The organism is Paraburkholderia sediminicola, assembly GCF_046026895.1.
Lineage (GTDB): Bacteria > Pseudomonadota > Gammaproteobacteria > Burkholderiales > Burkholderiaceae > Paraburkholderia > Paraburkholderia sediminicola_C.
Map to the genome: position 1 here is coordinate 1 of NZ_JAQQEU010000307.1, position 328 is coordinate 328.

A 328-nucleotide genomic window follows, 5' to 3' on the forward strand; every position below is an offset into this window, starting at 1 on the left:
TGCGTGTTCGGTGACGCCGAGGCCGTAGTAGATCGCGGCGTTGCCTCTGGAAGTCCCGTCGGGATTGCCGCCGCTCGCATAGAGGCGGGCGGCTTCGCGCACTTGCTGGGCCGGCACGCCCGTCACCGCTTCGGTGGCTTCCGGCGCGTTCTCCGGCAGCGCGACGAAATCGCGCCACTGCTCGAATGCGCGCGTTTCGCAGCGCTCGGCGACGAACGCTTCGTCCACCAGCCCCTCGGTGACGATCACATGCGCGAGCGCGTTCACGATCGCCACGTTGGTGCCCGGCCGCAATTGCAGGTGATGCGACGCCTTCACGTGCGGCGTA

General features: G+C 68.3%; 1 pseudogene. It reads right to left on the bottom strand.

Annotated elements, in window-relative coordinates:
* Positions 1-328 (bottom strand): annotated as a pseudogene (locus PQR02_RS40890) (formate dehydrogenase subunit alpha); the annotation flags it as partial.